27 protein-coding genes and 1 pseudogene are annotated in these 24,557 nt (G+C 36.6%); 25 read left to right on the forward strand and 3 right to left on the reverse strand.

Translation table 11 applies throughout. The features are described from left to right. Positions 1 to 106 precede the first annotated feature (106 nt). From LCM23_RS06715 to LCM23_RS06800, 18 genes and pseudogenes are all read left to right on the forward strand, one after another. The gene (locus LCM23_RS06715; protein ID WP_224936239.1) at positions 107 to 700 is read left to right on the forward strand and encodes a DUF4355 domain-containing protein; all 594 of its coding nucleotides are present in this window, start codon (positions 107 to 109) and stop codon (positions 698 to 700) included. A gap of 66 nt (positions 701 to 766) precedes the next feature. Next, entirely contained in the window at positions 767 to 1,528 is a 762-nt protein-coding gene (locus LCM23_RS06720; RefSeq protein ID WP_224936240.1) for a phage major capsid protein, read from the forward strand. Positions 1,529 to 1,733: 205 nt separating this feature from the next. Next, positions 1,734 to 3,287: a polysaccharide deacetylase family protein gene (locus LCM23_RS06725; RefSeq protein WP_224936241.1), complete on the forward strand. Its 1,554-nt coding sequence runs from the start codon at positions 1,734 to 1,736 to the stop codon at positions 3,285 to 3,287. Between the two features lie 47 nt (positions 3,288 to 3,334). Further along, complete coding sequence (locus tag LCM23_RS06730; RefSeq protein WP_224936242.1) at positions 3,335 to 3,670, forward strand: phage head-tail connector protein; 336 nt, start codon at positions 3,335 to 3,337, stop codon at positions 3,668 to 3,670. A gap of 8 nt (positions 3,671 to 3,678) precedes the next feature. After that, entirely contained in the window at positions 3,679 to 3,978 is a 300-nt protein-coding gene (locus LCM23_RS06735; protein ID WP_224936243.1) for a hypothetical protein, read from the forward strand. Then, entirely contained in the window at positions 3,978 to 4,322 is a 345-nt protein-coding gene (locus LCM23_RS06740) for an HK97-gp10 family putative phage morphogenesis protein (RefSeq protein ID WP_224936244.1), read from the forward strand. Before LCM23_RS06735 ends, LCM23_RS06740 begins: the two co-directional genes overlap by 1 nt. A gap of 5 nt (positions 4,323 to 4,327) precedes the next feature. Beyond that, a complete protein-coding gene (locus tag LCM23_RS06745; protein ID WP_224936245.1) occupies positions 4,328 to 4,720 on the forward strand; it encodes a DUF3168 domain-containing protein in 393 nt (130 codons plus the stop codon). Then, positions 4,720 to 5,121, forward strand: coding sequence for a phage major tail protein, TP901-1 family (locus LCM23_RS06750; RefSeq protein ID WP_224936246.1), 402 nt, complete (start codon positions 4,720 to 4,722; stop codon positions 5,119 to 5,121). The genes LCM23_RS06745 and LCM23_RS06750 overlap by 1 nt, the downstream gene beginning before the upstream one ends. Positions 5,122 to 5,252: 131 nt before the next feature. Beyond that, positions 5,253 to 5,555 carry a hypothetical protein gene (locus tag LCM23_RS06755; protein ID WP_224936247.1) on the forward strand — a complete coding sequence of 101 codons (303 nt, stop codon included), beginning with the start codon at positions 5,253 to 5,255 and terminating at the stop codon, positions 5,553 to 5,555. An 82-nt stretch (positions 5,556 to 5,637) separates the two neighbouring features. Then, positions 5,638 to 5,877: a hypothetical protein gene (locus LCM23_RS06760; RefSeq protein ID WP_224936248.1), complete on the forward strand. Its 240-nt coding sequence runs from the start codon at positions 5,638 to 5,640 to the stop codon at positions 5,875 to 5,877. A gap of 64 nt (positions 5,878 to 5,941) precedes the next feature. Beyond that, the gene (locus LCM23_RS06765) at positions 5,942 to 8,320 is read left to right on the forward strand and encodes a phage tail tape measure protein (RefSeq protein ID WP_224936249.1); all 2,379 of its coding nucleotides are present in this window, start codon (positions 5,942 to 5,944) and stop codon (positions 8,318 to 8,320) included. Then, a complete protein-coding gene (locus tag LCM23_RS06770) occupies positions 8,313 to 9,761 on the forward strand; it encodes a distal tail protein Dit (RefSeq protein ID WP_224936250.1) in 1,449 nt (482 codons plus the stop codon). The genes LCM23_RS06765 and LCM23_RS06770 overlap by 8 nt, the downstream gene beginning before the upstream one ends. An 18-nt stretch (positions 9,762 to 9,779) precedes the next feature. Then, positions 9,780 to 11,282 (forward strand): phage tail spike protein, encoded by a 1,503-nt coding sequence (locus tag LCM23_RS06775; protein WP_224936251.1) that lies wholly within the window; start codon positions 9,780 to 9,782, stop codon positions 11,280 to 11,282. A 20-nt stretch (positions 11,283 to 11,302) separates the two neighbouring features. Continuing rightward, on the forward strand, positions 11,303 to 12,610 hold the full coding sequence (locus tag LCM23_RS06780; protein ID WP_224936252.1) for a hypothetical protein: 1,308 nt from the start codon (positions 11,303 to 11,305) through the stop codon (positions 12,608 to 12,610). 77 nt (positions 12,611 to 12,687) lie between these two features. Beyond that, positions 12,688 to 15,234, forward strand: a complete 2,547-nt coding sequence (locus LCM23_RS06785) for a DUF859 family phage minor structural protein (protein ID WP_224936253.1) — start codon at positions 12,688 to 12,690, stop codon at positions 15,232 to 15,234. Between the two features lie 11 nt (positions 15,235 to 15,245). Continuing rightward, on the forward strand, positions 15,246 to 15,773 hold the full coding sequence (locus LCM23_RS06790) for a DUF4376 domain-containing protein (protein WP_224936254.1): 528 nt from the start codon (positions 15,246 to 15,248) through the stop codon (positions 15,771 to 15,773). Positions 15,774 to 15,845: 72 nt separating this feature from the next. Further along, entirely contained in the window at positions 15,846 to 16,277 is a 432-nt protein-coding gene (locus LCM23_RS06795; protein ID WP_224936255.1) for a phage holin family protein, read from the forward strand. 222 nt (positions 16,278 to 16,499) lie between these two features. After that, positions 16,500 to 16,625: pseudogene (locus LCM23_RS06800) on the forward strand (YneF family protein); the annotation flags it as partial. A 199-nt stretch (positions 16,626 to 16,824) separates the two neighbouring features. Here the strand turns inward: LCM23_RS06800 and LCM23_RS06805 are convergent. Further along, positions 16,825 to 17,004: an aspartyl-phosphate phosphatase Spo0E family protein gene (locus tag LCM23_RS06805; protein ID WP_224936256.1), complete on the reverse strand. Its 180-nt coding sequence runs from the start codon at positions 17,002 to 17,004 to the stop codon at positions 16,825 to 16,827. A gap of 303 nt (positions 17,005 to 17,307) precedes the next feature. Here LCM23_RS06805 and LCM23_RS06810 point away from each other — a divergent pair, with 303 nt between their 5' ends. From LCM23_RS06810 to LCM23_RS06820, 3 genes are all read left to right on the forward strand, one after another. Then, positions 17,308 to 18,015: a cytochrome c biogenesis CcdA family protein gene (locus LCM23_RS06810; RefSeq protein ID WP_095369428.1), complete on the forward strand. Its 708-nt coding sequence runs from the start codon at positions 17,308 to 17,310 to the stop codon at positions 18,013 to 18,015. Positions 18,016 to 18,198: 183 nt separating this feature from the next. Beyond that, positions 18,199 to 18,558 carry a response regulator gene (locus tag LCM23_RS06815; protein ID WP_095369427.1) on the forward strand — a complete coding sequence of 120 codons (360 nt, stop codon included), beginning with the start codon at positions 18,199 to 18,201 and terminating at the stop codon, positions 18,556 to 18,558. An 82-nt stretch (positions 18,559 to 18,640) separates the two neighbouring features. Next, positions 18,641 to 19,135 (forward strand): CcdC family protein, encoded by a 495-nt coding sequence (locus LCM23_RS06820; protein ID WP_224936257.1) that lies wholly within the window; start codon positions 18,641 to 18,643, stop codon positions 19,133 to 19,135. A 77-nt stretch (positions 19,136 to 19,212) separates the two neighbouring features. Here the strand turns inward: LCM23_RS06820 and LCM23_RS06825 are convergent, their stop codons facing one another. Together LCM23_RS06825 and LCM23_RS06830 are read right to left on the reverse strand one after the other, a co-directional pair. Further along, entirely contained in the window at positions 19,213 to 19,638 is a 426-nt protein-coding gene (locus LCM23_RS06825) for a DUF2621 domain-containing protein (protein WP_224936258.1), read from the reverse strand. Between the two features lie 71 nt (positions 19,639 to 19,709). Beyond that, on the reverse strand, positions 19,710 to 19,907 hold the full coding sequence (locus LCM23_RS06830) for a hypothetical protein (RefSeq protein ID WP_224936259.1): 198 nt from the start codon (positions 19,905 to 19,907) through the stop codon (positions 19,710 to 19,712). 171 nt (positions 19,908 to 20,078) lie between these two features. On the opposite strand from LCM23_RS06830, the gene LCM23_RS06835 reads away from it, so the two are divergent. From LCM23_RS06835 to LCM23_RS06850, 4 genes are read left to right on the forward strand one after another with little or no spacing between them, the layout of a single operon-like run. Next, entirely contained in the window at positions 20,079 to 20,423 is a 345-nt protein-coding gene (locus LCM23_RS06835; RefSeq protein ID WP_224936260.1) for a DUF485 domain-containing protein, read from the forward strand. A gap of 2 nt (positions 20,424 to 20,425) precedes the next feature. Further along, positions 20,426 to 21,949, forward strand: coding sequence for a solute symporter family protein (locus LCM23_RS06840; RefSeq protein WP_224936261.1), 1,524 nt, complete (start codon positions 20,426 to 20,428; stop codon positions 21,947 to 21,949). Further along, positions 21,939 to 23,201, forward strand: coding sequence for an alanine racemase (locus LCM23_RS06845; protein ID WP_224936262.1), 1,263 nt, complete (start codon positions 21,939 to 21,941; stop codon positions 23,199 to 23,201). Before LCM23_RS06840 ends, LCM23_RS06845 begins: the two co-directional genes overlap by 11 nt. Further along, complete coding sequence (locus LCM23_RS06850) at positions 23,198 to 24,547, forward strand: D-arabinono-1,4-lactone oxidase (RefSeq protein WP_224936263.1); 1,350 nt, start codon at positions 23,198 to 23,200, stop codon at positions 24,545 to 24,547. Before LCM23_RS06845 ends, LCM23_RS06850 begins: the two co-directional genes overlap by 4 nt. Positions 24,548 to 24,557: the final 10 nt, after the last annotated feature.

A 24,557-nucleotide genomic window follows, 5' to 3' on the forward strand; every position in this document is an offset into this window, starting at 1 on the left:
TATGTAGTAAATGAGGGACATTAAAATTTTCCCAAAATATCATATCACACCAAATAATGAACTGGAAGGGTCTTTAGGAAACTTACAGGGCATGGAGGTTAAGAAGATGGAAAATCAAGAACACAATCAACAAGAACAAAATTCTCAAGAGGCAGTTAAGACATACTCCCAAGAGGATTTAGATAAATTACTTCAAGCTGAGACGGATCGCAAGGTGTCCAAAGCACTTGAAACTGCAAAGGCAAAATGGCAATCAGAATTTGAAGCTAAATTAGAGCAAGAAAAAACAGAAGCTGAGAAGCTTGCAAAGATGTCTGAATCAGAACGATTACAGGCTCAATTTGAATCAGAAAAAGAGAAATTTGAGCAAGAGAGACAACAGTTCATGCGTGAGCGCTTAGAACTTGAAACTGTAAAAGAATTGTCTACACGAAACTTGCCGACTGAATTCAGTCGTTTTGTACTTGGCAATGATGCCGAGGCGACTAAAAACAATCTAGATTTGTTCCAAACACAATTTCAGCAAGCTGTTGAAAAAGCAGTTAATGAAAAACTAAAAGGTCAAGTACCTAAGAGTTCAACTGGAACAGGACTTGAAGGCACTATGACAAAAGAACAATTTAACAAATTAGGCTACAAGGACAGATTGGCTTTATATCAATCAAATCCAGACCTATACAACCAATTACAAAACGGTTAACTGAGCAAGGAGCATATGCTTCTTGCTTCTTTATATTTCATTTAAGAAAAGGAGATTCAACCTATTATGGCTCAAACGAAACTTACGAATTTAATCAATCCAGAGTTATTTGCTCAAGCTATTCAAGCAAAACTTGGAGATGCCATCAAATTCACTCCAGTTGCATTCCAACAAGACCTTGAAGGACAAGCAGGAGGCACTATTTTAGTACCTAAGTATGAATACATTGGTGATGCTGAAATTATCGGGGAAGGCGTAGCAATTGATCCTGCATTACTTTCTCAAACATCTGTTGATGTACCAGTAGTTAAAGCAGGTAAAGCTGTAGAACTTACTGACGAAGCTTTAGGTAACTCTTATGGAGATGCTATGGGCGAAGCAGAAGCACAAATTACTCGTGCAGTTGCTAACGGTGTAGAAAAAGAAGTTGTTAAATCACTAGCTAATACTACATTGGTGCATGATGCTTCTACAGTTGGAAAAGTAAATGGTGATGTTTACTTAGAAGCTATGAATCTATTTGGTGAAGACCAAGAAGGAGAAAAATTCTTGTTCGTTAACCCTAAAGAACTGGCTTCTATCCGTAAAGACCCAGGCTATGAAGATGGGAAACTATTTGAAGCTACTGTAGTAGTTTCAAACCGTGTAGGTGTTAAAGAAGCATTTGTTATGAAAGCAGGCGCTATCGGTCTTTACTTGAAGAAAGAACTTGAAGTAGAAGCTGATCGTAACATCTTGACTAAGTCAAATGTTATCTCTGCAGATCAACACTTCGCTACTCACCTTCGTGATGCTTCTAAAGTCATCAAAGTTACTGTAACTGCTTAATTTTAAATAACTAAGAGGGTGGGTGCTTTGTAAGCGCTTGCCCTCTTTTTACTATAAGGAGTGTTGCTTGTGTTAATGCACATGACAATGATGAAGCTTCGTGAGGAAAAAGAGGCAGAAGCTACAAAATCTGCAAAGAAGAATGTAGTCAAGGTAGAAAATCCAAAGAAGCCAAAAAAAGCTAAATAGTAAGGAGGGTTACTAGTTGGCGCTCTATATAAAACGTAATGATACACATGATGTTATTCAATACAAAATTGAAGGCATGGATTTAACAGGTGCTACTACACGCTTCTTCATGGAGCATATCAAGAGTGGCAAGGTAGTATCAAATGCAAATGCAGAAATTGTAGATGCGAAAAATGGCTTGATACAGTATACCTTAACTGAAACTGACACAGTTTTAGCAGGAACTCATCGTGCTGAGTTTGAGGTTGTTTTTGATGATGGTAAATTCAAGACATATCCAAGCAAAGGATACATTCGTTTAGAACTAGAAGCGAATATCAACAAAGACAAGTCAACTCACATAGAAGAAAAAGTAGCCTTACATGTCTCTGAAATTAGTGTTTTTAAACAAGAGGTAAATAAAGTCTTAGATGAGAAATTAAAAGTTGTTTTAGAGGCTAAGCGAGGATATTCCAAAGGATACTTGATAGAGAACTTCTCAAATTTTACTGAATGGAATCTGCAAGGTGGCACAGCCAAGGAGATTGATTCTGTAAATGTTAAATCAAGCAAGTCTTCTATTAAATTAATAGCTGATGGAGTACCTACATTTATCAGAACAACCAGAGCATTTGACTTTAAGGGAACTAAGATGTTCAAACTTTCTATTTACGTTGATAATCCTAGCGCAGTTAATAAGATCTCTCTGTATCTTGCAAATGACACAACATATGAAAACTTCTTTATGAAGGTTATAAAAGGAACAGGTTTAAACAAGGGTTGGAATGAGATTCTGATTGATACTGCTCATATGTCTGCAACTGGTGCGCCTTCTCTTGACAATAAGGTTCAATCCATTCAGGTAAGGATTGACCCAACAACAGGTATGAATGCATCTTTGACCTTTGATGCATTGATTAGAGATGAGAAGCAACGTCCTAAAATCATCTTTACAATGGATGATAACTGGATTAGCCAGTATACAGAAGCATATCGCATTATGAGAGAAAAGGGTTTCAGAGGAACGATTGCAGTTATTCCTACAAAAGTAGGAGAAGCAAACTACATGAACCTTTCTCAACTTCAAGATATATACAACAGTGATTGGGATTTAGTAAACCATACGAATACACACATCAGACTCGGTGATTCAACACGAAAAGTGCAGGAATCAGAATTATCTATTACTACTCAATGGTTAGATAACAATGGTTTCACAAAAGCATCTGATATCGTTGTTTATCCATATGGTTCATTTAATGATGACACTATAGATATTATCAAAAATATATATCGTGCAGGTCGCTCAATAGTAGATCAAATAGAAACTACGCCACCACTTGATATAACCAAGGCGAAAGTCAGAAATTTAACGCAATCTATCACTGCCCAACAGGCTAAAGATTGGATTGATGAGGCTATAGCTACAGGAGGCACTGTAATCTTCTTGAATCATAGATTTGGAGATGAAGTTGACTCTATGTTCTTTGGCGTAAGTAAGTTTCAAGAATTAGTTGATTATGCTTTTGAACGAAAGTCTGATATTGACGTAGTTACCTATTCTGAATGGCTTGATAGCTTTGGTGGATGAGACAAAGGACTAATAACACTAAGAAAGATATAAGGTGATGCGAAGTTATGAATCTAGAATATATCAAACTTGCACTAGGTTTAAATGACGATAGCAAGGATATTTTACTATCTCGTATCCATGCCAATGTAGAGAGAGCCGTTTGTCTATATTTGAACATTTCCACTAATGTAACGCCTCAAGAACTTGAATGGATTGTAGAGGAATGTACGATTATTCGCTACAACAGAGTTGGTAGTGAGGGTATTGTACAAGAATCTATTGATTCTCTGTCTATGACCTATCAAGCTGATTTCCTTAAAGAATACTATCCATACCTAGATGCTTATAAGTCTAGAAACATGCCTGCTGAACAAAATAAAAATCGTTTAAGAATGATTTAGGTGATTACATGAGATTTGATAAAACAATGACTCTCATTGGAGAAGTACAAATTGATGATGGTATGGGTGGATATGAAGTTCAAGATAAGGCAATTAGAACTGTAAATGTGTTTACAACTCCTATTAATGCCGAGGTTGCTAGAAGAGAGTATGGTATTGTCACTAAACAATCTTTGAAAGCGTTTACAAAAGAAGATATCCCATCAGAAGTTGGGAGTGTTGAGTTAAATGGCGCTGTTTACAGTGTTGTTTTATTCAATGACTTCGGAAGAAAAATGAAAATGCTTGTCATAGCTAGAGAGAGCTAATGAAAGCAAGATTAGATGGTGTTGGGGCATTTAGAAACCTTGTAAACAGTATGACCGTAGAGGTTCAAGAACAGACAAAGGAATTGGTGAGAGAAACTACTCTTGCAATTGAGGCTGATGCGAAGAATCTTGCACCAATTGATACTGGATACTTGAGAAGAAATATCAAGAGCAAGATTGAAAATGGTGGACATATTGGGGTTGTAACCAGTAATGCAGAGTATGGAGACAAGGTTGAGTATGGGACTAGTAAAACTCCTGCACAGCCTTATTTTAACCCTGCATATGAGAGAAATATAGTGGAATTCAAATCTAGATTAAAAGACATAGTAGAGGGCAGGTGATTATCTTGGCTATAGCAAGTATTGAACTTCAAAAGGCTGTATTTGCAAATCTATCAAGGCTTTCTTATCCAGTATATGATGCTTTGCCAAAGAATCAACCTATGCCTTATATACTCATTGGCGAAGAAAATTTACTCAGAAATGATACTAAATCAAGTGTCATGACTGAGCATGTATTAACCATTCATGCCTTTTCTAAGGCAAATGGAACTAAACAAGTTAAAGAAATGACTGCTTACATCATTAATAGTCTTGTAGATACAGACTTGATTGTAAGTGGCTTTGACACTGTGGTACAGAAACTTCAAAATGTCGTCAATATGAAAGAATTAGACGATCTTGGAGTTATTCAACACGCAGTAATTCAAATTAAATATACTCTTACGGAGGTAAAATGATGGCAGAAAACGGTATTAATTTTACTATTTCCATTGATGGAACAAAAGTAGCAGGGCAACGTGGCGGTTCACTTTCACGTTCTGCAGATACAATTGAGACTACTAGCAAAGATGGAGCAGGATGGAAATCATTCATTCCTTCTTTCAAAGAATGGTCTGTTGAGGGCGATGGTGTAGTGGTTTTCTCTGATGAGGGCTTTGCACTAATTGAGCAAGCATATGTAAGCGGTGATGCAGTTGAGGTTGACGTTCAAATGAACGGTACTAAATCAATCTACAATGGTGAAGCAATCATCAATGATTTCAGCGTTGAGATGCCCTATGACGATCTAATGTCATATAGTATTTCACTGCAAGGTACAGGTGCTTTAACGTTCGTCAATCCTTCAACGCTTTTATAAGTATTAAGTAATACTGAAACGTACTTATAATCGGTATTAAACAATGTAGGGGTGATGTATTTCACCCATACATATTATTAAAAACTAAAACTATTAAAATAAATTGAATCTTATCATGGAGGGTTTACTTGATGTCAACAAAAATCGTAGCTGTAGAAGCTGATAAAAATAGACACTTAAAATATGGTGTCAACCAATTAATTGAGATTGAAGAAATGCTAGGTCGTTCTGTAACAGAACTTGGAACATCAACAGGCATTAAAGATTTACGTACTATCATGTACGTTGGGTTACGTTGGGAAGACAAAGAACTTAACGAAGAAAAAACAGGGGACATTATGGATTCCATGATTGAAAAACATGGTATGGATTATGTTTCTGAGAAGCTTGCGAAAGCTATGGAGAAGGCATCAAGTAAATCCTTTCCCAGTTAAGAATGGGAAGCTAGATGTAGATGAAGTTATTAAGACAGGAGCAAGCGTTGGTATCCCTATTTCTGATATAGGAGAACTAACCTTGGCAGAAATTCTAGCTTACTCAGAAGGTTACCAAGCAAGGCAACGTGACCATTATGAAACGATGGAGTATGTCATTGCCATGGGATATGTTTCTGCGAGAAAAGGTAAAATACTCCCTCTATTCAAAAAGGACGAGGGCGATAAACAAGGCAACTCTGGTAAATCTAAAACAAATAGAATTACAAAAGAGCAAAGAGAAGCTGAGATTAATGCCTTAACTCAAACATTTGGAGGGTGACTACAGTAATTGTAGTTGCCCTTTTTTTATTGCTCAAATTTTTCCCAAAGGGGTGAACTAATTAGTGGCTGAACAAAGATTAACCGCAGTCATTGGGGCTAATATACGACAATTTGAAAGAGCCATGAAAGATGTACAGTCCAGAATGGAAGATGTACAAGGTTCATTTCAGTCAATCTCTGATGGACTAGCGCCTGTATCAGCAGGGTTAGGTGCATTCGGTGGCGCAGGGATTCTAGCTTCTGAGAATGTCACCAACGCCTTTAAGCAATTCCAAACAAAGCTAGGTGCTACTGGTTCTGATCTAGGTGTTTATAAAGGTGAATTAGAACAGCTAGCTTCAACTGGTGTAGGTTCATTTGAGGAAATGGCAGGCTCTATGGTTTCTGTTAAACAGAACATGAAAGGCTTGAATAACGGTGAACTAGATGGAATGACAGAACAAGCTATGCATTTAGCGAATGTTATGGGTTCTGATGTTGGAGAGGTATCTAAGACAGCAGGTATCATGATGAAAAACTTTGGTATTTCTGGTCAAGAAGCAATGGACTTGATTTCTAAAGGTTATCAAAATGGTATGGATTATGCAGGCGACTACCAAGATACTTTATCAGAATACAGTGTCTACTTTGACAGCATGGGATTCTCTGCAAATGATATGTTCAATATTTTAGCAGAAGGTGCTGAAAATGGTGCATTCAACTTGGACAAAGTTGGGGATGCCATGAAAGAATTCGGTATTCGTGCTAAAGATGGCTCTGATACAACTAAACAAGCATTTACTGACCTAGGTTTTGATGCTCAAAAGATGACAGATACATTTGCCAAAGGTGGCGAGGGTGCTAAGAAAGCATACGCAGACGTAGTTACTGAATTGTCTAAAGTTAAAGATGAAACCAAGAGAAATGAAATTGGTGTAGCACTTTTTGGTACTCAATATGAGGACATGGAAAAGGATGTTATTGCTTCCACAGGAACTATTGTTGACCACATGGGAGATGTTGGTGGAACAGCAAAACAAATGGCTAAAGACAATCAAACATTTGGACAACAAATGCAGGGTGCTTGGAATGATATCCAAGTGGCAATAAAGCCAGTAGGGGAAGCTTTAAAAGGCGCTATTCTTGCTGTAATGCCAATGGTTGTTAGTGCAGTTCAAGGACTGGCTACAGCATTCGGCAATCTAAGTCCTGCAGGGCAGAAAGTTGTCTTTGCAATAGGTGGAATTGTAGCTATTGTTCCTATATTACTAGCAGGATTAGCAGGATTCATGGGTATGATTAGCACACTTAGTGGTGGATTCGCACTACTAACTAGTGGCTTTTTGAAAGTTGGCGCAGGAGTAATGAAGCTAGTTTCTGTCTTCAAGACTGTAGGACAGGCTTTCATGTGGCTAGGCAGATTATTCATGGCGAACCCATGGATGATTATTGTCACAGCGTTAATTGCAGTAGGTGTCTTGATTTATCAGAACTGGGATGCTATCCAAGCATGGTTAACTAATGCTTGGAATGTTTTGAAGCAAACAGTAGCAAAAGTGTTTAACTGGATCGTTGAATTCTTCAAGAAATGGGGATTAACGATTCTAGCAGTAATTCTCGGACCGATTGGAATATTGGCTCTAGCAATTCACAAGAACTGGGATTCCATTAAACAAGGTGCTGTTAATATCTGGGGTAAAATCAAGTCTTTCTTGGCAAATCTCTGGAATAACATTGTTTCTATTGCCAAAACAGTCTTTAACACATTGAAAAATGCTATCTCTAATGCGTTTAACACAATTAAATCAACAGCAATTGGAATTTGGAATGGTATCAAATCATCCATAGTTGGCGTGTGGAATGGTTTGAAATCTACAGCAACATCAGTCTTTAACGGTATCAAGAATGGTATTTCCAACGCCTTTAATAGTATCAAATCCACTGCATCAAATACTTGGAATGCTATTAAAAATGCAATGACGAAGCCAGTTGAAAGTGCCAAAAACGCTATCAAGAGAGCGATTGATTCAATCAAGGGATTCTTTAGTGGATTGAAATTAAAATTCCCTAAAATCTCAATGCCAAAACTTCCTAAATTCACAATGAGTGGGAAGTTTAGCTTAAAGCCTCCAAGTGTACCTAAATTGGGTATTTCATGGCATGAAAGTGGTGGTGTTTTCAGTGGCTCTAAGGACGGTAGAGTAGTAGGTTTAGCCGAAAACCACGGTGACGAGGCTATCTTGCCATTATCTAAACGTTCTAAGTTCAAACCATTCGCAACTGCATTAGCAGGAATGATTGGCAAGGATGAAGAGTCCTCTAATGGTACTACTGTTAACAATAACTTTAACATTTCAAGCTTAGTTGTTCGTGAAGAAGCTGATATCAAGCGAATCGCACAAGAATTACAAAAGCTTTCAATGCAAAAAAATAGAGCAGGAGGTGTAGTGCTTCGTGGCTAACATCAAATTCAATGGGATTGAAAATCCTTCATATATGCTAATTCACAGTATTACAGATTCATTATTACCAAAAATAGAAACAAGAACACTTAAAATTAGTGGTCGTAAGGGACTATACAATATTGGCAGTGAGATTGGAGAGAGACTAATTAAAGTCTCTCTTTCTATTTTAGGTCAAGATGAAGCTGATTTAAGAACTAAGATTAGAGCCGTTGCAAATTGGCTGTGTACCGAAAAACCTGCCAAATTTGTAAACCTTGATGAACCAGACAAGTATTATATGGCTCAATTAACAGGTGATTCAGAATTAGAAGAGATCCTTCGTAAAGGCAGTGTGGAATTAGAGTTCATTTGCACAAATCCATTTGCATACGAAGATCCTTATATTGATTCACTCCCTAAACTACCATCTGATAACACTCTTAAATTGTTAAATGATGGTGGGCTAGAAACACATCCAACACTTAAGATGGAATTTACAAGTAATACTCCCGAATTCTCCATTGTCTCAAGTGATGAATTCCTTCTATTTGGCACTTCTCCAAGTGGCGATCAGCTTCCAATGGATAGAGAACAGCTTGTATTTCAAGATGAGATGCACTCTATTACAGGATGGACAAATGCGAGTTCTATTGATGGGGGTATCATTACAGGTACTTTAAGTGCTGATGAAAATGGTATGTTACAAGCAGACTCTGATTATGGGACTGGATCAAGTTGGCATGGCGCTTCTATGGTAAAAGATCTGGGTGTTCAGCTTCAAGATTTTAAAGTAGTCGCAAGGATCGGACTTCGTGGAACAAAAGCTTTGCAAAAAGGTAGAGTAGAAGTTTACCTAAGAGATATTAACGGTGCTGTACTTGGTAAAATGGCATTTGTAGATAATGCTGTAACAGGATTTCATCCTAAAGCAGAAGCAAGGGCAGGCACACTCAATGATGGTCATTACTTTGTAAATTCCTATGGTTCTTACCCTGGGGTTTGGAAAGATTTGACCAATGGACACATGGAGATTGAACGCCATGGCAATGAATGGAGAGCATATTTTGCTATTTATGAGAATGGTAAATATCATACAAGACTAACCAAAACATGGATAGATGCTAGAGATGAGTGGACAACAGGGAAATTAGCACAGGTTCAAGTTCATGTTGGTGCTTCTGGTAGTGCAACGCCTGCTAGTCTGATGAGAATTAATGACTTAAAAGTTTACGGCTCTCAATCAGTATCTGAAATAGAGATAGCTAATGTATTTACAGAAGGAGATATTTTAGAGATTAATAATGCAACTGGTGAAATCCTTAAGAATGGTAAGCCTTATTACAGTACTCTAAATCCTGCAAGTAATTTCATTAAGCTTAAGAAGGGTGTTAATGGCATTGCTATTAATCCACCAATCGTGAAAGAGATTTCGTATACTATTCCGAAAAAATGGTACTAGAAAGGGGATGTCCTAGGCGTGTTATTTATATTAGATAAAAGATATCAGACGGTTGGAACTATGTCTAATGACATCCCCCGTGGATGTCCATATTTCACAGATATCCACCATGAAAGTCTAGATAACTACATGCTTTTATTTGACTTTGAAACATTTGCTGACCATCCTACAGCCTCCCTCATAGAAGTTGAGGGAGGTATTTTATATCAGAATGATGATGGAAAACATCAACTTTTCAAGGTTAAAGAAATTCAAGATACGCACTCTGATGGTCAGTTGGTTCGTAGAGTATACTGTGAAAATGTTGCTATATCAGAACTAATTGGGGCAATTGTTAGACCTGTTACATTTACTTCTCAGAACATGGAGCAGATAGGCACATACATACTCGCTCATACAGGGTGGGAGATTGGAGAATGTGAGTATTATGGTGTTAGAGATATTGAGTTCAAGGATCACATAACTGCTCTTCAAGCATTGCATCAAGCTGTTTCAGAGTTTGGAATGGAGATTGAATACGAAGTTATATTCAATGGAACAAGAGTGTCTAAGCGCCTTATCCATATTAGAAATCAGCGTGGAGAAGTAACAAAGAAAATATTCTCTTATGGCAAGGATCTAATTCAAGTTGAGAGAACTGAGGATTCAAGAGAGGTTGTCACTGCCTTAATTGGTGTTGGGAAAGGCGATAACCAAGGTAATCTGTTAACAATAGTGAATTATGATGGATCTGCATATTTGGACAAAGGGTATTTTCAAGTAGATGATTACATTTACTCTGATGAAGCGTTTCAGAGATACAATATGAATGGTCGTCACATTTTCGGCATCTTCAAGGATGATAAAGCTACAAATAAACGCGAGTTACTGGATAATACTCTTGCAAGATTAAAAGAGATATCAAAACCTAGATTTACCTATAAATTATCAGTCACTCTTCTAGAGAAGTTAACTGGATATGAACATGAAAAAGTTCGCCTAGGTGATACAGTCATTGTCAAAGATGAGACTTTTAAACCTGTGCTTATTTTAGAAGCTAGGGTAATAGAGTTAAAGAGAAGTAAAACTGATCCTACCACTGATGAAGTTACTCTTGGCGATTTTATTCCAATTGTATTCACTGAAAATGATTACATCAATAAAGTACAGCAAACTCTCTTTGAAAAAGAGAAGCAATGGGATTCAGCTTATAAGCTTGCAGAAGGCACAAAGGAAGAGTTGGATCAAGTTAAAAATGATATCGTTTACAAGGTAGAATTACATTCTTCCAATGGCATAGTGTTTAGAAATGGAATTATAGATTCAACACTTACTGCAAGGGTGTATAAAGGAAAGTCTGAAATTACTAATTCATTGGCATTTGATGCTTTTATATGGAAGAAGTTTGACAAGAATGGGATTTTAGATGTTGATTGGACTAATTCTCATAAAGGCTTTGGCAAGCAAATAAAAGTAACAGAATCAGATATTGTTACAAAAGCTACGTTCACTTGTGATGTGGAGGCAAGCAAAATTTTATAAGCAGAAAGGAATGATATTTTGTGGCGATAGTTGCTAGTGGACAATTAACTCTAGTGGATCTTAATGATGCTATTATAGCAGGCATAGCACCAGCTAATCCTACAGTGGGAACTCTGTGGATCAAAGAGATTACAGATGCTCCTGACGAATTATATAAATGGGATGGCAATGCATGGATTCCGCAATCTTTGTCATTGGCATCACTTGATCCAGATCAAAGCGACAAATTAGACAATGCATCCGATACTGTTGATGACCTAAATATTAATATTGTTCCTGCGCTAGATGTAAGATTGAGCAATGCAGAGATAGAAATTGATCCAGATAAAATCATATCTACGGTAACTAATCACGATACTTTCAAAGGCGTATTAGATCAGAAGGCTGATTCTGAATCACTAGGCGACTACGCCACTCTTGAACAATTAGGCACTGCAGAAGGTAATCTTAGAGATGAAATAGCCGACAAGATTGGACAAATTGATTTATCGCATTATATAACACAGGCAGATCTAACTCAAACATCTGATAGTTTTACAGCAATGTTTAAGGCAGGCGGTGGGGTTAACCTCCTTAAAAACTCTATTGGATTTGGAGGGTTTGAATCTTGGCAAGGTGTTATTGGAGGCAGGATATCAACGACTACCAATAATACACTAAATTCACTAGGGTTTGGCAGTGCTTTCTTTTTCAAGTCTACTCCAACACTTTCCAAATATATATATCAACTCATAGACGTTGTTGCAGGACAACCATACACGTTTTCATGGAATGTGAATAAGATAGGCTCAACAGGAACAGGGGACTCACTACATTTCCAGTTTAAAACAGAAGATAATGCAACTACCTTACTTCAAAAAGTTTACCCAAATAGCAGTTCTACGAATGGATACGAACAGGATTCAATAACTTATACACCAGACTTTACAGGAAGGGTTTCTGTAAGGATATATGCTTTTGGAGATGTAGAAGCAACTATTACAGGTCTTATGGTTAACCTAGGAAGCGTTCCATTGCAATGGACTATGGCTACTGGTGAAATCTATAATACTAACGTTCGTATGGACATAAATGGGATCAAAGTATTTCAGCTTGAGAACGGTGTGGAAAAAGGTTTTACTCAAATCAGTTCGGAAGAGTTCGCAGGGTTCTATGATTCTGATAACAATGGGACTTATGAAAAGGTATTCTATCTAAAAGAAGATGAGACAGTGTCTAAGAAGTTCCGAGCAAATAATGAGTTTACTATGGGTAATATAAAGATCATTAAAATAGATAAAAGTTCAAACAGTGGTAAAGGATGGGCATTTGTTCCAACAACAGAATAATAATTGAAGCATAGGCGAGGTCAGTTGAATCTGATCTCGCTTTTATTGGATAAATTTATTGTAAGGAGTAGATTATTTTGGCTCTTAGTGGCACTTTTTATAAAAATGTAAATTCACACTGGAGGTTACAAGGCGAGTGGTCAGCTTCACAGTCTATAAGTGGTAACTATTCCAATGTTACTCTTAAAGTATATTGGATGTGTCTAGATAAATATGGTACAACCTACACCAGTGTAACTAAAAGTGGATCATCAACTATCAATGGTTCTAGTGATGCTTTTTCTGCATCAGCAAAATTAACAGGTTCAGAGAAAAAGCTAGTGCAAACACATACTGTCAAAGTTAATCACAATTCAGATGGTACTAAGTCATTTTCAATGTCTGCTTATTTTGATATTAAGTTAGACCTTTCTCCATATGTAAGCAGAGTGTCTATAAGCGATACTGTTACTCTTAATACAATTCCTCGTAAATCTAGTCTAACAGATTCTACGCCAAACTTTACTGCAGGTAGTGATATCGCACTAGGTATATCAAGAGCATCTTCATCATTTACTCACTATGTACACATTGATGTCAAAAATAGCAGTGGTACTTATGTTAATGTGAAAATGCTTGACTTTGGATCGTCAACATCAAAATCAACATCCTTTACAACTGCTGAAAAGACAAAAATATTTGATCTATTGGCAGGTAGATCTTCAACAGATGTTAGATGGAACTTTCATACGGAAAGTGGAGGAAGCAGTATTGGATATAACACCTATTACAGTACGGTTACTGCTCCAAGCGCTTCTACTATTTCAAGTGGTACAGATAGAGATGTGTATATTGACCAAGCGATTAGTATTGGCATTACAAGGCGTGATAGTGAATTTACTCATACATTGAAGATCTATTCGGGTGGCAATGATCCTGCAACTGCCACGCTCGTAAAAACAATTACAGGAGTTACAACAAGTGTATCTTGGACACCTACACAGGCTGAAATGGACAAGATGTACGCTACAACTCCTAATTCAAAGGTTGTAGATGGGAATATTGAAGTTTATACCTATTATGGCTCTGAATTAGTAAGAAGCCATACAGATAATGATATCAATTTCCATGTAAGGAATAGTAATCCTACGTTCGCTGACAGTAATGTTACCTATGAGGATACTAATGCTACGACATTGGCGCTTACTGGGAATAAATCTTACATTATTCAGAATAAATCAGATCTCAAAGTAACTGTTACTGCTCCTGCCACAGCAAAAAATGGTGCGACAATCTCTAAATATGTAATTTCAGTCAATGGCGTGGAAAAGACAATCAATACAACTGGGTACGCTACAATCGGTGCTGTAAATGCTACTACGAATCTAACGCTAACCGTTGAGGCTATTGATAGTCGTGGTAATTCGGCTAAGCTTAATAAGCCAATAACAATTGTACCTTATGGAAATCCTGTAGTGTCAACCTCTGCAACAAGATTAAATAACTTTGAGAATACTACTACATTAACTTTGAATGGTAAAATTTCTCCTTTAACAATCGGTGGAGTAGATAAAAACTCCATAAAGACAATTCAGTACAGGTTGAAAGAAAGTACATCATCAACATACCAAACACCAGTATCTTTCACCTACACTATGAGTGGCTCTTCTTATACAGCTACCAATAAAAGTCTTAACCTAGATAATGGCTTAGCTTGGGATATTGAAGTTACTGTTAAAGATGCTCTTAATACAACAACTGTTGTAAAAAGAGTGGCAGTTGGTCAGCCAATATTCTTTATTGATGGCGACAATAAGGCTATTGGAATTAATGCATTCCCTAAAAGTGGGTATGCGTTACATGTTGAGGGTAGCGTTCTTATTGATGGAAAGTCTGAATTGCATTTTGATAGAGATAGGACTAACACATCTCAGATATATTGGAATGCCTCATCTTCAGTAGATTATGGGTTAACATTCAAGGTTGATGGCAATACATCAATGATATTAGATACAAGAAGTGGAGTATCTTCTAAGATATATGGTGATTTAGAATTAACAGGTGGATTAAAACTGCCTGCTAATAAATACGCATCAACAGGTGGAGGAATAGACCTCAACAATTCAGACATGATTGGTCTTAATCAATTGTTCTTCTCAGATACTATGACATCAGACACAGAAGCTTTGCAATTCCCTAAGTCAAGCAGACCAACTGGAAGCCTTGACCCTGCACACCATGACAGCTTTAGGATTTATAATGGTGTTGGCTATCTGAATGGCACTCCTATATTCTTGGATGGAAGAGATGTGCTGTGGGATGGGGCATCTTTTATGTATGATGGGCAATATTGTGTTCCTTCTAGAAACCTTATAGACTGCCCTAATGGATGGATTCTTCATTGGTCTGATTATGATGATAGCACTAATACAGAAAATCCATTCAATAGTGTGTATTCAGTAGTACCTAAACATCATTTTGATGGTTTTAATGGACAGGGGATATACATACTTGTGCCTGCAAATGATACTGAAACTGTAACTAAGTATGTATATGTTAATAATGAAAGGGTTATAGGATATGCAGGAAACAACTCTAATGCCACCCATAGAGATATTGTATTAAGCAGGGTGTTAGCATGGTAGGAGATGTGATTATGAAAGTAATTTATATATTAGTAGATGAAAATGGTGTATTGCAAAGTTTTGGCTATACAAGAAGTATGGATTCTGAGATTGAATTAGAGGTTGAAGAAACTCATCCTTTGCTGAGCAAGGAATTCACTCCGAGAGTATTCTTGTATCAAGATGGGCAGATTGTCAAGAGCGATGTCCTTGAGTTAGAGAGGGCAAAGAGTGGTAAAAATAGCAAACTGAAAAAGGCTTGTGAGGAATCTATCCTTGCAGGCTTTTCTTCTGCAAATGGTCACTTCTATAGAACAAACAGAGACGACCAAACTAACATGATAGGACAAAAGGACATTCTAAACTCAGATGAATCCATTTCAACAGTACAATGGAAAACTGAAGATGCAGGCTATATTGCTCACACTAGAGAAGAATGGCTCAAGGTTTATAATGAAGCGTTTATGCACAAGCAAAAGCAATTGTTCAAATATGACAGCTTAAAAAGTCAAGTCCTGTCAGCTACGACACAGGAAGAACTGGATTCAATCAATTGGTAACTATATAAAATAGAAGGACTAGGGAAGATGGCTAAGAGGCTGTCTTCTTTTCTGTTCCAAAAGGAGAATAAAATGTTTAAATTAGGAATCGCATCAACGGCTATTGGAGTACCATTATCATTTATATTTGGAGATTGGACACCTTTAATGGGTGTTTTAATGGTATTGACTGCACTAGACATAATTACAGGAATCGCAAAAGGATTCTACGACAAAGGATTAAGAAGTAGAAAAATGTCGCAGGGCATGGTTAGAAAAGGGATGATTTTTGTTGTCATTATCCTTGCCAATATGATTGACGTTGCAATGGCTAGCACATTCAATGAACTGCCAATCGCTAAAATGAGTGCAATAACATTTTATCTCGGAATGGAGGGACTCTCAATTGTTGAGAACCTCGCACAGATGAATATGCCAATGCCTGCATTCGTGAAGAATTATTTGCTTGTGTTAAAGGAAAATGGTGAGAATGTGGCAGATAAGAAAACCTTTGGCAAAAAATAACTCTTGACAAAAGTAAATAAGAAAAATTCAACCTCATTTTCAAGCAAAAATCTAGGGAAGGATTAACCACAACTCTACTAATCTGGTTAAAAATCATTGACAGATATGGTGAAAATATGATTAACTTTTCTCATAGATTTCTTACAGAAAATATGACTTGAAAACGGTTAAAAATAATGGTTGGATTTTTCTTTTACATAACACTCAAACCCTTGGGAGAGTAAGAAAAATCCACCAATTAATGAACAAATGCTTAAAATGATGATGATGCAAATGGGAATGAAGCCGTCTCAAAAGAAAATTAACCAAATGATGAATGCGATGAATAAGCAACAACCTGGAAAATAACTTACGAACTATAGTTAGATAAAGTTACTAGGTTCAATTGCATATAGATAGAAACAGAGCAAACTTTATTTTTCGGTTCTTCATTGCAACTAAGAAATAGACCAAAGCTAAACTTTAGCTTTGGTCTATTTCTTTAGTCGGTATCATATTGTTGAATTCTTTGATATCAAGTTACTTGATAAATCCAAGTGTTAGCCTTTTATGCTTGTCTATTTAATGTGAGTCTGCTCTCGTAAAGACGATTATATTCATTTAATAGAGAATCTAACTCCTGACTATATTTTATGGCAGAAGTAGAGTTGAGGCCGTTTCTCATAGCAGTTTGAATCAGTTCTCGTCTTTTTTGTTCAATTAATAATAGTAAGTCTTGTTTGTTCACGCACCTAAAACTCCTCTGCGATTTTGTCTAACCATGAAGTAGTTTCTATTTTGTCCCAAATATACTTTTATTAATTATAGCGAATTATGGTAATTAATTCAAAAGAAACTTATGTAAAACTTTTTACATTCATTATACATATCACTAAATGATTCAACGAAATTGATACAATGTCGAAATAAAACTGGTGTTTACCATGTGTGTTAAATGTTAGACACAAATTATTCAAAAAGATTAATTTCTTTTCTCATAATGTTTTGATAGAATGGGGAAGGAAAAAGGGGAAGGTATGGAGGTGTTGGTATGACTGATGTGAATTTTATTATTGCTCTTGGTGCAGGTTTTTTGAGTTTCATCTCGCCATGCTGCTTACCATTATATCCGGCATTTTTATCGTATATCACTGGAATGAGCGTAGGTGAATTAAAAACGGAGAATGCACTGCTACAAAAACGTAGTTTGATACATACGCTATGCTTTTTATTAGGATTTTCAATAGTGTTTATTGCCATCGGCTTTGGTTCTTCTTATATAGGTAACTTTTTTTATGAATATGCTGATCTCATCCGTCAAATTGGAGCCATTTTTATCGTTATATTTGGTCTAGTGATCTTAGGTTTACTTAAGCCAGCATTCTTAATGAAAGAAAGGAGATTTGATTTTAAAAATCGACCGACTGGTTACTTCGGTTCAGTTTTAATAGGTTTAGCCTTTGCTGCTGGTTGGACACCTTGCTCTGGACCTATTTTAGCTTCAGTTATTTTACTTTCAGCGACAAATCCCGGATCTGGTTTATTTTATATGATTGCCTATATTATTGGCTTTGCTGTGCCATTTTTAATATTGTCTTTCTTTATCGGTAAAATGAAATGGATTAAAAAACATAATGTAAAGATTATGAGAATTGGTGGGATTTTAATGATAGTAATGGGTGTCGTCTTGTTTTTTGATTGGATGACTGATATAATCTCCCTCCTCACTATGTTGACAGGTGGTTTTACTGGTTTTTAACAGTGATAATTGGATTAAAAAGTGAGGATAACTCGCTTTTTGATCCTTGCGAAAATTGTCGTTGGGTTTAAATTGAAATTATTAGAAAAATTAGATATATTGTAATGAGGATATTACTTTGAAATCAAAGTAGTTCTGTAATATGAGATGTTGTAGCGGATGTGTTTGGAGGAGGAATAATAGGTGGCAAAGATACTAGTAGTAGATGATGCGAAATTTATGAGGCTGACTTTAACAAATATATTAAAAAAAGCCAATCATGATATTGTGGGCGAAGCGGAGAATGGTAAACAAGCCATTGCTTTATATGAGGAGTTAACACCAGATCTTGTGACAATGGATATTACAATGCCAGAGATGAGTGGATTAGAAGCAATGAGAAAAATTAGAGCTGAATACCCAACAGCTAGAATTGTTATGTGTTCAGCCATGGGTCAACAAAAAATGGTAGTAGAAGCAATCGAAGCTGGGGCAAAAGATTTTATCATCAAACCATTTGATGAAGTTAGAGTAATAGATGCAGTATCACGAGTGTTATCTTAATATCATACATATAATTTACTATTGAATAGGAATTAGCTATAATAATAAGTGTCATTGATTTTATTGTAAAAGGATGTTTTTTATGGACATGGTGTTGTTGACATCAATTGGAGCTGTTTCTATGGCAGTATTAGCTATGTTCATCCGAATGAAGGCAGCTAATCATCCAGTCACGATCAAGAAGATAATTTTACCTCCCGTGTTTATGAGTACGGGGGCATTAATGTTTATTTTTCCCTATTTTCGCGTTACGCCAATTGAATTATTGGAAGCTGCTATAGTAGGGGCGTTGTTTTCCTTAATATTAATCAAAACGACTAAATTTGAGAAGAAGGAAGACGAAATCTATTTAAAGAAATCGAAAGCGTTTATATTTATCTTAATAGGTTTACTCATTATTCGCCTCGTTGCCAAACTGATGCTAAGTTCGACTATAGATGTAGGTGCACTTGCAGGAATGTTTTACTTATTAGCATTTGCGATGATTGTTCCATGGCGTATGGCGATGTTCGTTCAATTTCGCAAAATGGACAAAGCGGTAAATGTTAAACAAGTAAGATCGAGGCCAACTACTTAATAATGAAAAGAAGCACCTTTAAGAGTGTCCAACTTTTAAAGGTGCTTCTTTATTATTGTGCAATTTTTTGCTTCGTTTTAAAAAAGATGTTCATATGGTGTCATGTTGATTTCTTTTTGTACCAATTTTTTTCTTAGAAATTTATGATCTTTTTTTGGAGTAGCAATTATGTAGCCGCGGATGAGAATTTCTTCTGTTATCTTTGTTGCTTTTTCCTTTACAGCTAATTCCCCAATTTTTCCAGCTATCTTTTGTCGAGCGACATCACGAAAGAGTTCTGGTACTGGACTAACGAGATCATTCAATAACTCTTTTTCTTGTTGTCCCCATAAATGCTGTGTTTGTCTTACATAATATTCTTCCCAATCCATATCAGATTTACCGTCAGCTTTAGGCAGCCGTTTTAAAAACTTTCGGAACATAAAGAAACCACCAATGGACATAAGGATTACTAATATGACAACCCAAAAAAGTATAAACCACATAAACCAACCATCGAGCATGTTCTTTTCACCCTTACCGTTCTTATTCTCTCATTATTATAAGGCTTCTTATTCAATCAGACAAGCAAGCGTCACAGAAGAGGTTCGTTTTTCCCAATTTGTGAAAACAGTGTGGCGTATTCCTTGTCGGTGATGAGTAATCGATGATGTAAATCATATGTTCTCAATACATATTCTTTTACACCAATAAATTCAGATTCAGTAATGACGAGAAAAGGAGTACCTTTTTGAAAATTTTGATAGTCTTTTAATAGACGTACTTTCTTCATGATTTCCCTCGCAAACTATAGTAAATAATTTACTTTCTATTATATTAAAATTTCTTGTTATTGTCGAAACTTGTCTAAAAATAAATCTTTTCTTTTAGTACAAATACTATTGCATATATTTATTATATTTTTTAGAATATACATATATTTCAGAAAATGGGAGGGGATCCATTGGATAACTTAGCGAAAGCACATGACCAAAAGGAAGAGAATGTAGATTATGAGGTTGTGGCAAGTAGTTCAGCTTTTAAAAGATTATTAAGTGCTAAGAAAGCCTTTTTAGTACCAATGATTATTTTTTTCATGCTCTTTTATTTTATGCTACCGATACTGACTTCATTTACGAATGTGCTTAATCAACCGGCAATTGGTTCTATTACTTGGACTTGGATGTATGCGTTTGCACAATTTGTGATGACTTGGGTTTTATGCATGATTTACGTTAAAAAAGCTGCAAAATTTGATAAAGATGCAGAACAAATCATTGAAAGTCATAAAACACAAGGAGAACGTTAATTATGAGTGGGATTGGCTTAACTTTATTCGTATTAATCGTAGCGATGACATTGGTGGTCACTTATTGGGCAGCAAAACGCACGAATACAGCAAGTGAGTTTTATACAGCTGGAGGGGGATTAACCGGTTGGCAGAATGGCTTAGCGATTGCTGGTGATTATTTATCAGCCGCTTCCTTTTTAGGTATTGCGGGCGCGATTGCATTATTCGGGTTTGATGGTTTCTTCTATTCTATTGGATACTTAGTAGCCTATTTAGTCGTATTATATATTGTTGCTGAACCACTAAGAAATTTGGGTAAATATACAATTGCTGATATGATTAGTGCCAGGTTTAGTGAAAAGAAAGTTCGAGGAGTAGCGGCAATTAGTACGATAACGATTGTAATTTTCTATATGATTGCTCAATTAGTTGGAGCTGGTGCACTTATACAATTATTGTTGGGTATTGATTACTGGATTGCTGTTGTAATCGTAGGTGTAATGATGACAACTTATGTTTTATTTGGCGGAATGACGGCAACTAGTTGGGTTCAAATTATTAAAGCAGCACTATTAATGATAGGAACAGTTATTATTTCATTCCTTGTATTAAAAGAGTTTAACTTTAATATTATTGGTATGTTTGAGCAAATGAAAACGGTAACATCCCACGGTGAATCGTATTTAAACCCAGGTGTGAAATATACGAACGGTGTTGACACGTTGTCAATGATGGTCGCTCTTGTATTAGGTACTGCTGGACTGCCTCATATTTTGATGAGATTTTTCACAGTAAAAGATGCTAAAACAGCGAGAAGTTCTGTTGTCACAGCTACTTGGATTGTAGGAATATTCTATATCTTAACGATCTTCCTAGGATTTGGAGCTGCAGCGTTTGTAGGCTCACAAGATATCGTTGCAGCCAATGCAGCTGGTAATATGGCAGCACCTCTATTAGCTGAAGCACTTGGTGGAGACTTCCTAATGTCATTCGTTTCTGCCGTTGCTTTTGCAACCATTCTGGCCGTCGTTGCTGGGCTTGTGCTTTCAGGAGCTTCAGCCTTTGCACATGATATTTATGGGCAAATTATTAAAAAAGGTAAAGCAACTGAGAGAGAGCAAATGCTAGCTGCAAGATATGCCTCCATTGGTGTTTCTGTACTTTCGATTATTCTTGCCCTATTTGCGCAAACGTTAAATGTTGCCTTCTTAGTTTCTTTAGCTTTCTGTGTGGCAGCAAGTGCGAACCTTCCAGTTATCATTTATACAATTTACTGGAAGAAGTTCAACACAGCGGGTGCCATTTCAGGAATGGTTACCGGTCTCGTTACTGCACTTGTTCTAGTAGCTATTAGTCCAAGTGTATTGAGCCCTGAAGGAACAGCAATCCTTGTTGGTGATCCAATATTCCCATTAACCAACCCAGCAATCATATCAGTTCCAGCAGGATTTCTAGCAGCTTATATTGGTGCAGTTGTGTCAAATAAACGAGATGAGAAGAAATATAATGAAGTAACTGTTAAAGCGAATACAGGTGTTAAATAATATTTTTAATACAACGAGCAGGAGCGGCTTTCCACTAGAAAGTCGCTCTTCTTATATTTTGCGAAATAATGGTGGTGGTGAGAATTTAATGGATATGAAAAAAATAGAAAATGTATTGAAGCCTGCACTTTTATTAGATTTAGATGCTCTTGATCGAAACTGCCAGGTCATCGCAATGCATGCAAAAGGAAAAAAAATAAGAGTAGCAACAAAGTCTATTCGTTCCATTGAAGTAATCAAGCGTATTTTGGCTTCAAATGAATGCTATCAAGGTATTATGACTTATTCTGCTGATGAGAGCTTAGTATTAGTGAAATATGGTTTTAATGACATTTTGCTTGGATACCCAAGTATGGATGAAAATTCTCTAATGCTAATTGCTCGAGAGCACCCGAGAGAAATAACTGTCATGGTCGATTCTTTAGCGCATGTTGATTATTTAATAAAACTAGCAAAGTCTGTTAATGGCCAGTTTTCAGTTTGTATAGATATAGATATGAGTACAAATATTTTTGGATTTCATTTTGGTGTTCGCCGATCTTCTTTAAGAAGCTCCTCTGAGGTCCTAGCTATAGTAGAAGCTGTTCATGCTAGTGATGTGCTTCACTGGAAGGGACTCATGGGATATGAAGCACAAATTGCTGGCGTTGGTGATAACGTCCCGCATTCATATGGGAAAAATACCATTATTCGTTTAATGAAACAAAAAGCAAAGCGAGAAGTAAAACGGAAGAGGGAAGAAATCATTACAGCTTTACAACAAAAAGGTTATACACCTGCTTTAGTGAATGGTGGCGGGACTGGTAGTATCCATTATACGGCGACAGACGAACAAGTGTCGGAAATTACTGTCGGGTCAGGCTTTTATTCACCACTTCTTTTTGATTATTATCAAGAGATAAAATACGAACCTGCTCTCTTCTTTGCCATACCTATTGTTCGTCAAGCGAAAGCGAATATATATACATGTCTCGGAGGAGGTTACATTGCTTCCGGTGTTACTGATCAAACGAAGATGCCACATCCCGTATATCCACATGGCATGAGACTTTTATCTATGGAAGGTGCTGGCGAGGTGCAAACACCATTGTCTTATTCAAAAGAACGTTTATCCATAGGAAGTGCCGTTGTTTTTAGAGCTGCGAAAGCTGGGGAGGTATGTGAAAGGTTCACAGAGATTCATTGCTACTCGGAAAATCAATCCACATCAACTGTAAAAACGTATAGAGGAGAAGGGATGTGTTTCCTATGAGAAAAACTTCGCTCGCATCTATCCGTAACTGGGCAGAAAATGTACAATTTAATGCTGAGCAACTATTTTTTCCACAAAGCATAGAGGATGTCATAAAAGTTGTAAATAATGCAAGAAAGGAAGAGAAGAAGATTAGAGTGATAGGATCTGGACATTCTTTCACAAATCTAATTCAAACCGAAGAGTGGTTCGTTTCATTAGACCGTTTATCAGGTATGATTTCTTTTGATGAGGACCAAGGTTTAGTAGAGGTATATGGTGGTACCAAATTATATGAAATCGGCAAATACTTAGGTGAGAAAGGTTGGGCGCAAGAAAACCTCGGTGATATAAACACGCAAAGTATTGCCGGCGCAATATCAACTGGTACACACGGGACAGGTATGAAATTCGGCAATATTTCTACACAAGTTGAAGAATTAGTGCTGATTACAGCAGGAGGAGAGGAACTGCTAATCTCTCGTCAAGTAAACTCACAATTGTACGATGCCTCGCTCGTTTCGTTAGGGTTGTTGGGCATCGTTGTAAAGGTGAAATTAAAAGTCATTCAAGCGCCGACCTATGTTTATAAAAGTAGGAAAATACTTTATAGTGATTTAAAGCCTCATATTAGTTTATATATCCATAACAATCGCCATTTTGAATGCTTCTTATTTCCCTTTTCTAACCATGTGCAAATAAAAACAATGAATATAACAGACAAGAAGCCGAGGACAAGAAAATGGCGTAAGATGGAAAGTATGATAATGGAAAATTATATATTTGGTTTTCTATCTGTCTTATGTCGCAAGTGGCCAAATCTATCGAAATCAGTTAGTCGTATAAGCGCAAAAGCCATTAGTAATAGTGAGCAATATGCGCCAAGTTATGATTTATTTGCTACTCCACGAAAAGTAAAGTTCGTTGAAATGGAGTATGCGATTTCATTAGAGCATATGGTTGCTTGTCTCGATGAAATAAGGAAAAAGATAGAAGAGCAGCAATATAAGGTCCATTTTCCTATCGAATGTCGCGTCGTGAAAAGAGACAATATTTGGTTAAGTCCATCTTTTGGGAGAGATTCAGCTTATATTGCTTTTCATATGTTTAAAGGTATGCCATATGAAACCTATTTTAACGATATGGAAGCAATTATGAATAAGTATAATGGGCGTCCTCATTGGGGGAAGATTCATCAAGCAAAGCTTTCAGAGTTGACTAGTAAATACAGCCACCTAAGAGAATTCCTCACATGGAGAGCAAAACTTGATCCAAACCATTTATTTGTCAATCCGTATTTGGCGAAGTTGTTAAATATTGAAAAGGGCAACATGTACGGGAAAGAAACAATGACAGAAAAGCCATGATTTTTCTAAT

Origin of the sequence: Cytobacillus kochii (assembly GCF_020171845.1) — a bacterium.
In the GTDB taxonomy this organism is placed as follows: domain Bacteria; phylum Bacillota; class Bacilli; order Bacillales; family Cytobacillaceae; genus Cytobacillus; species Cytobacillus kochii.

Excerpts from the sequence above, each read along its gene's own strand:
- LCM23_RS06715 (WP_224936239.1), top strand. The coding sequence starts at position 107 with ATGGAAAATCAAGAACACAATCAACAAGAACAAAATTCTCAAGAGGCA.
- LCM23_RS06850 (WP_224936263.1), top strand. The coding sequence starts at position 23,198 with ATGAGAAAAACTTCGCTCGCATCTATCCGTAACTGGGCAGAAAATGTA.
- LCM23_RS06750 (WP_224936246.1), top strand. The coding sequence starts at position 4,720 with ATGGCAGAAAACGGTATTAATTTTACTATTTCCATTGATGGAACAAAA.
- LCM23_RS06795 (WP_224936255.1), top strand. The coding sequence starts at position 15,846 with ATGTTTAAATTAGGAATCGCATCAACGGCTATTGGAGTACCATTATCA.
- LCM23_RS06730 (WP_224936242.1), top strand. The coding sequence starts at position 3,335 with ATGAATCTAGAATATATCAAACTTGCACTAGGTTTAAATGACGATAGC.
- LCM23_RS06840 (WP_224936261.1), top strand. The coding sequence starts at position 20,426 with ATGAGTGGGATTGGCTTAACTTTATTCGTATTAATCGTAGCGATGACA.
- LCM23_RS06790 (WP_224936254.1), top strand. The coding sequence starts at position 15,246 with ATGAAAGTAATTTATATATTAGTAGATGAAAATGGTGTATTGCAAAGT.
- LCM23_RS06735 (WP_224936243.1), top strand. The coding sequence starts at position 3,679 with ATGAGATTTGATAAAACAATGACTCTCATTGGAGAAGTACAAATTGAT.
- LCM23_RS06825 (WP_224936258.1), bottom strand. The coding sequence starts at position 19,638 with ATGCTCGATGGTTGGTTTATGTGGTTTATACTTTTTTGGGTTGTCATA.
- LCM23_RS06820 (WP_224936257.1), top strand. The coding sequence starts at position 18,641 with ATGGACATGGTGTTGTTGACATCAATTGGAGCTGTTTCTATGGCAGTA.
- LCM23_RS06740 (WP_224936244.1), top strand. The coding sequence starts at position 3,978 with ATGAAAGCAAGATTAGATGGTGTTGGGGCATTTAGAAACCTTGTAAAC.
- LCM23_RS06810 (WP_095369428.1), top strand. The coding sequence starts at position 17,308 with ATGACTGATGTGAATTTTATTATTGCTCTTGGTGCAGGTTTTTTGAGT.
- LCM23_RS06755 (WP_224936247.1), top strand. The coding sequence starts at position 5,253 with ATGTCAACAAAAATCGTAGCTGTAGAAGCTGATAAAAATAGACACTTA.
- LCM23_RS06830 (WP_224936259.1), bottom strand. The coding sequence starts at position 19,907 with ATGAAGAAAGTACGTCTATTAAAAGACTATCAAAATTTTCAAAAAGGT.
- LCM23_RS06720 (WP_224936240.1), top strand. The coding sequence starts at position 767 with ATGGCTCAAACGAAACTTACGAATTTAATCAATCCAGAGTTATTTGCT.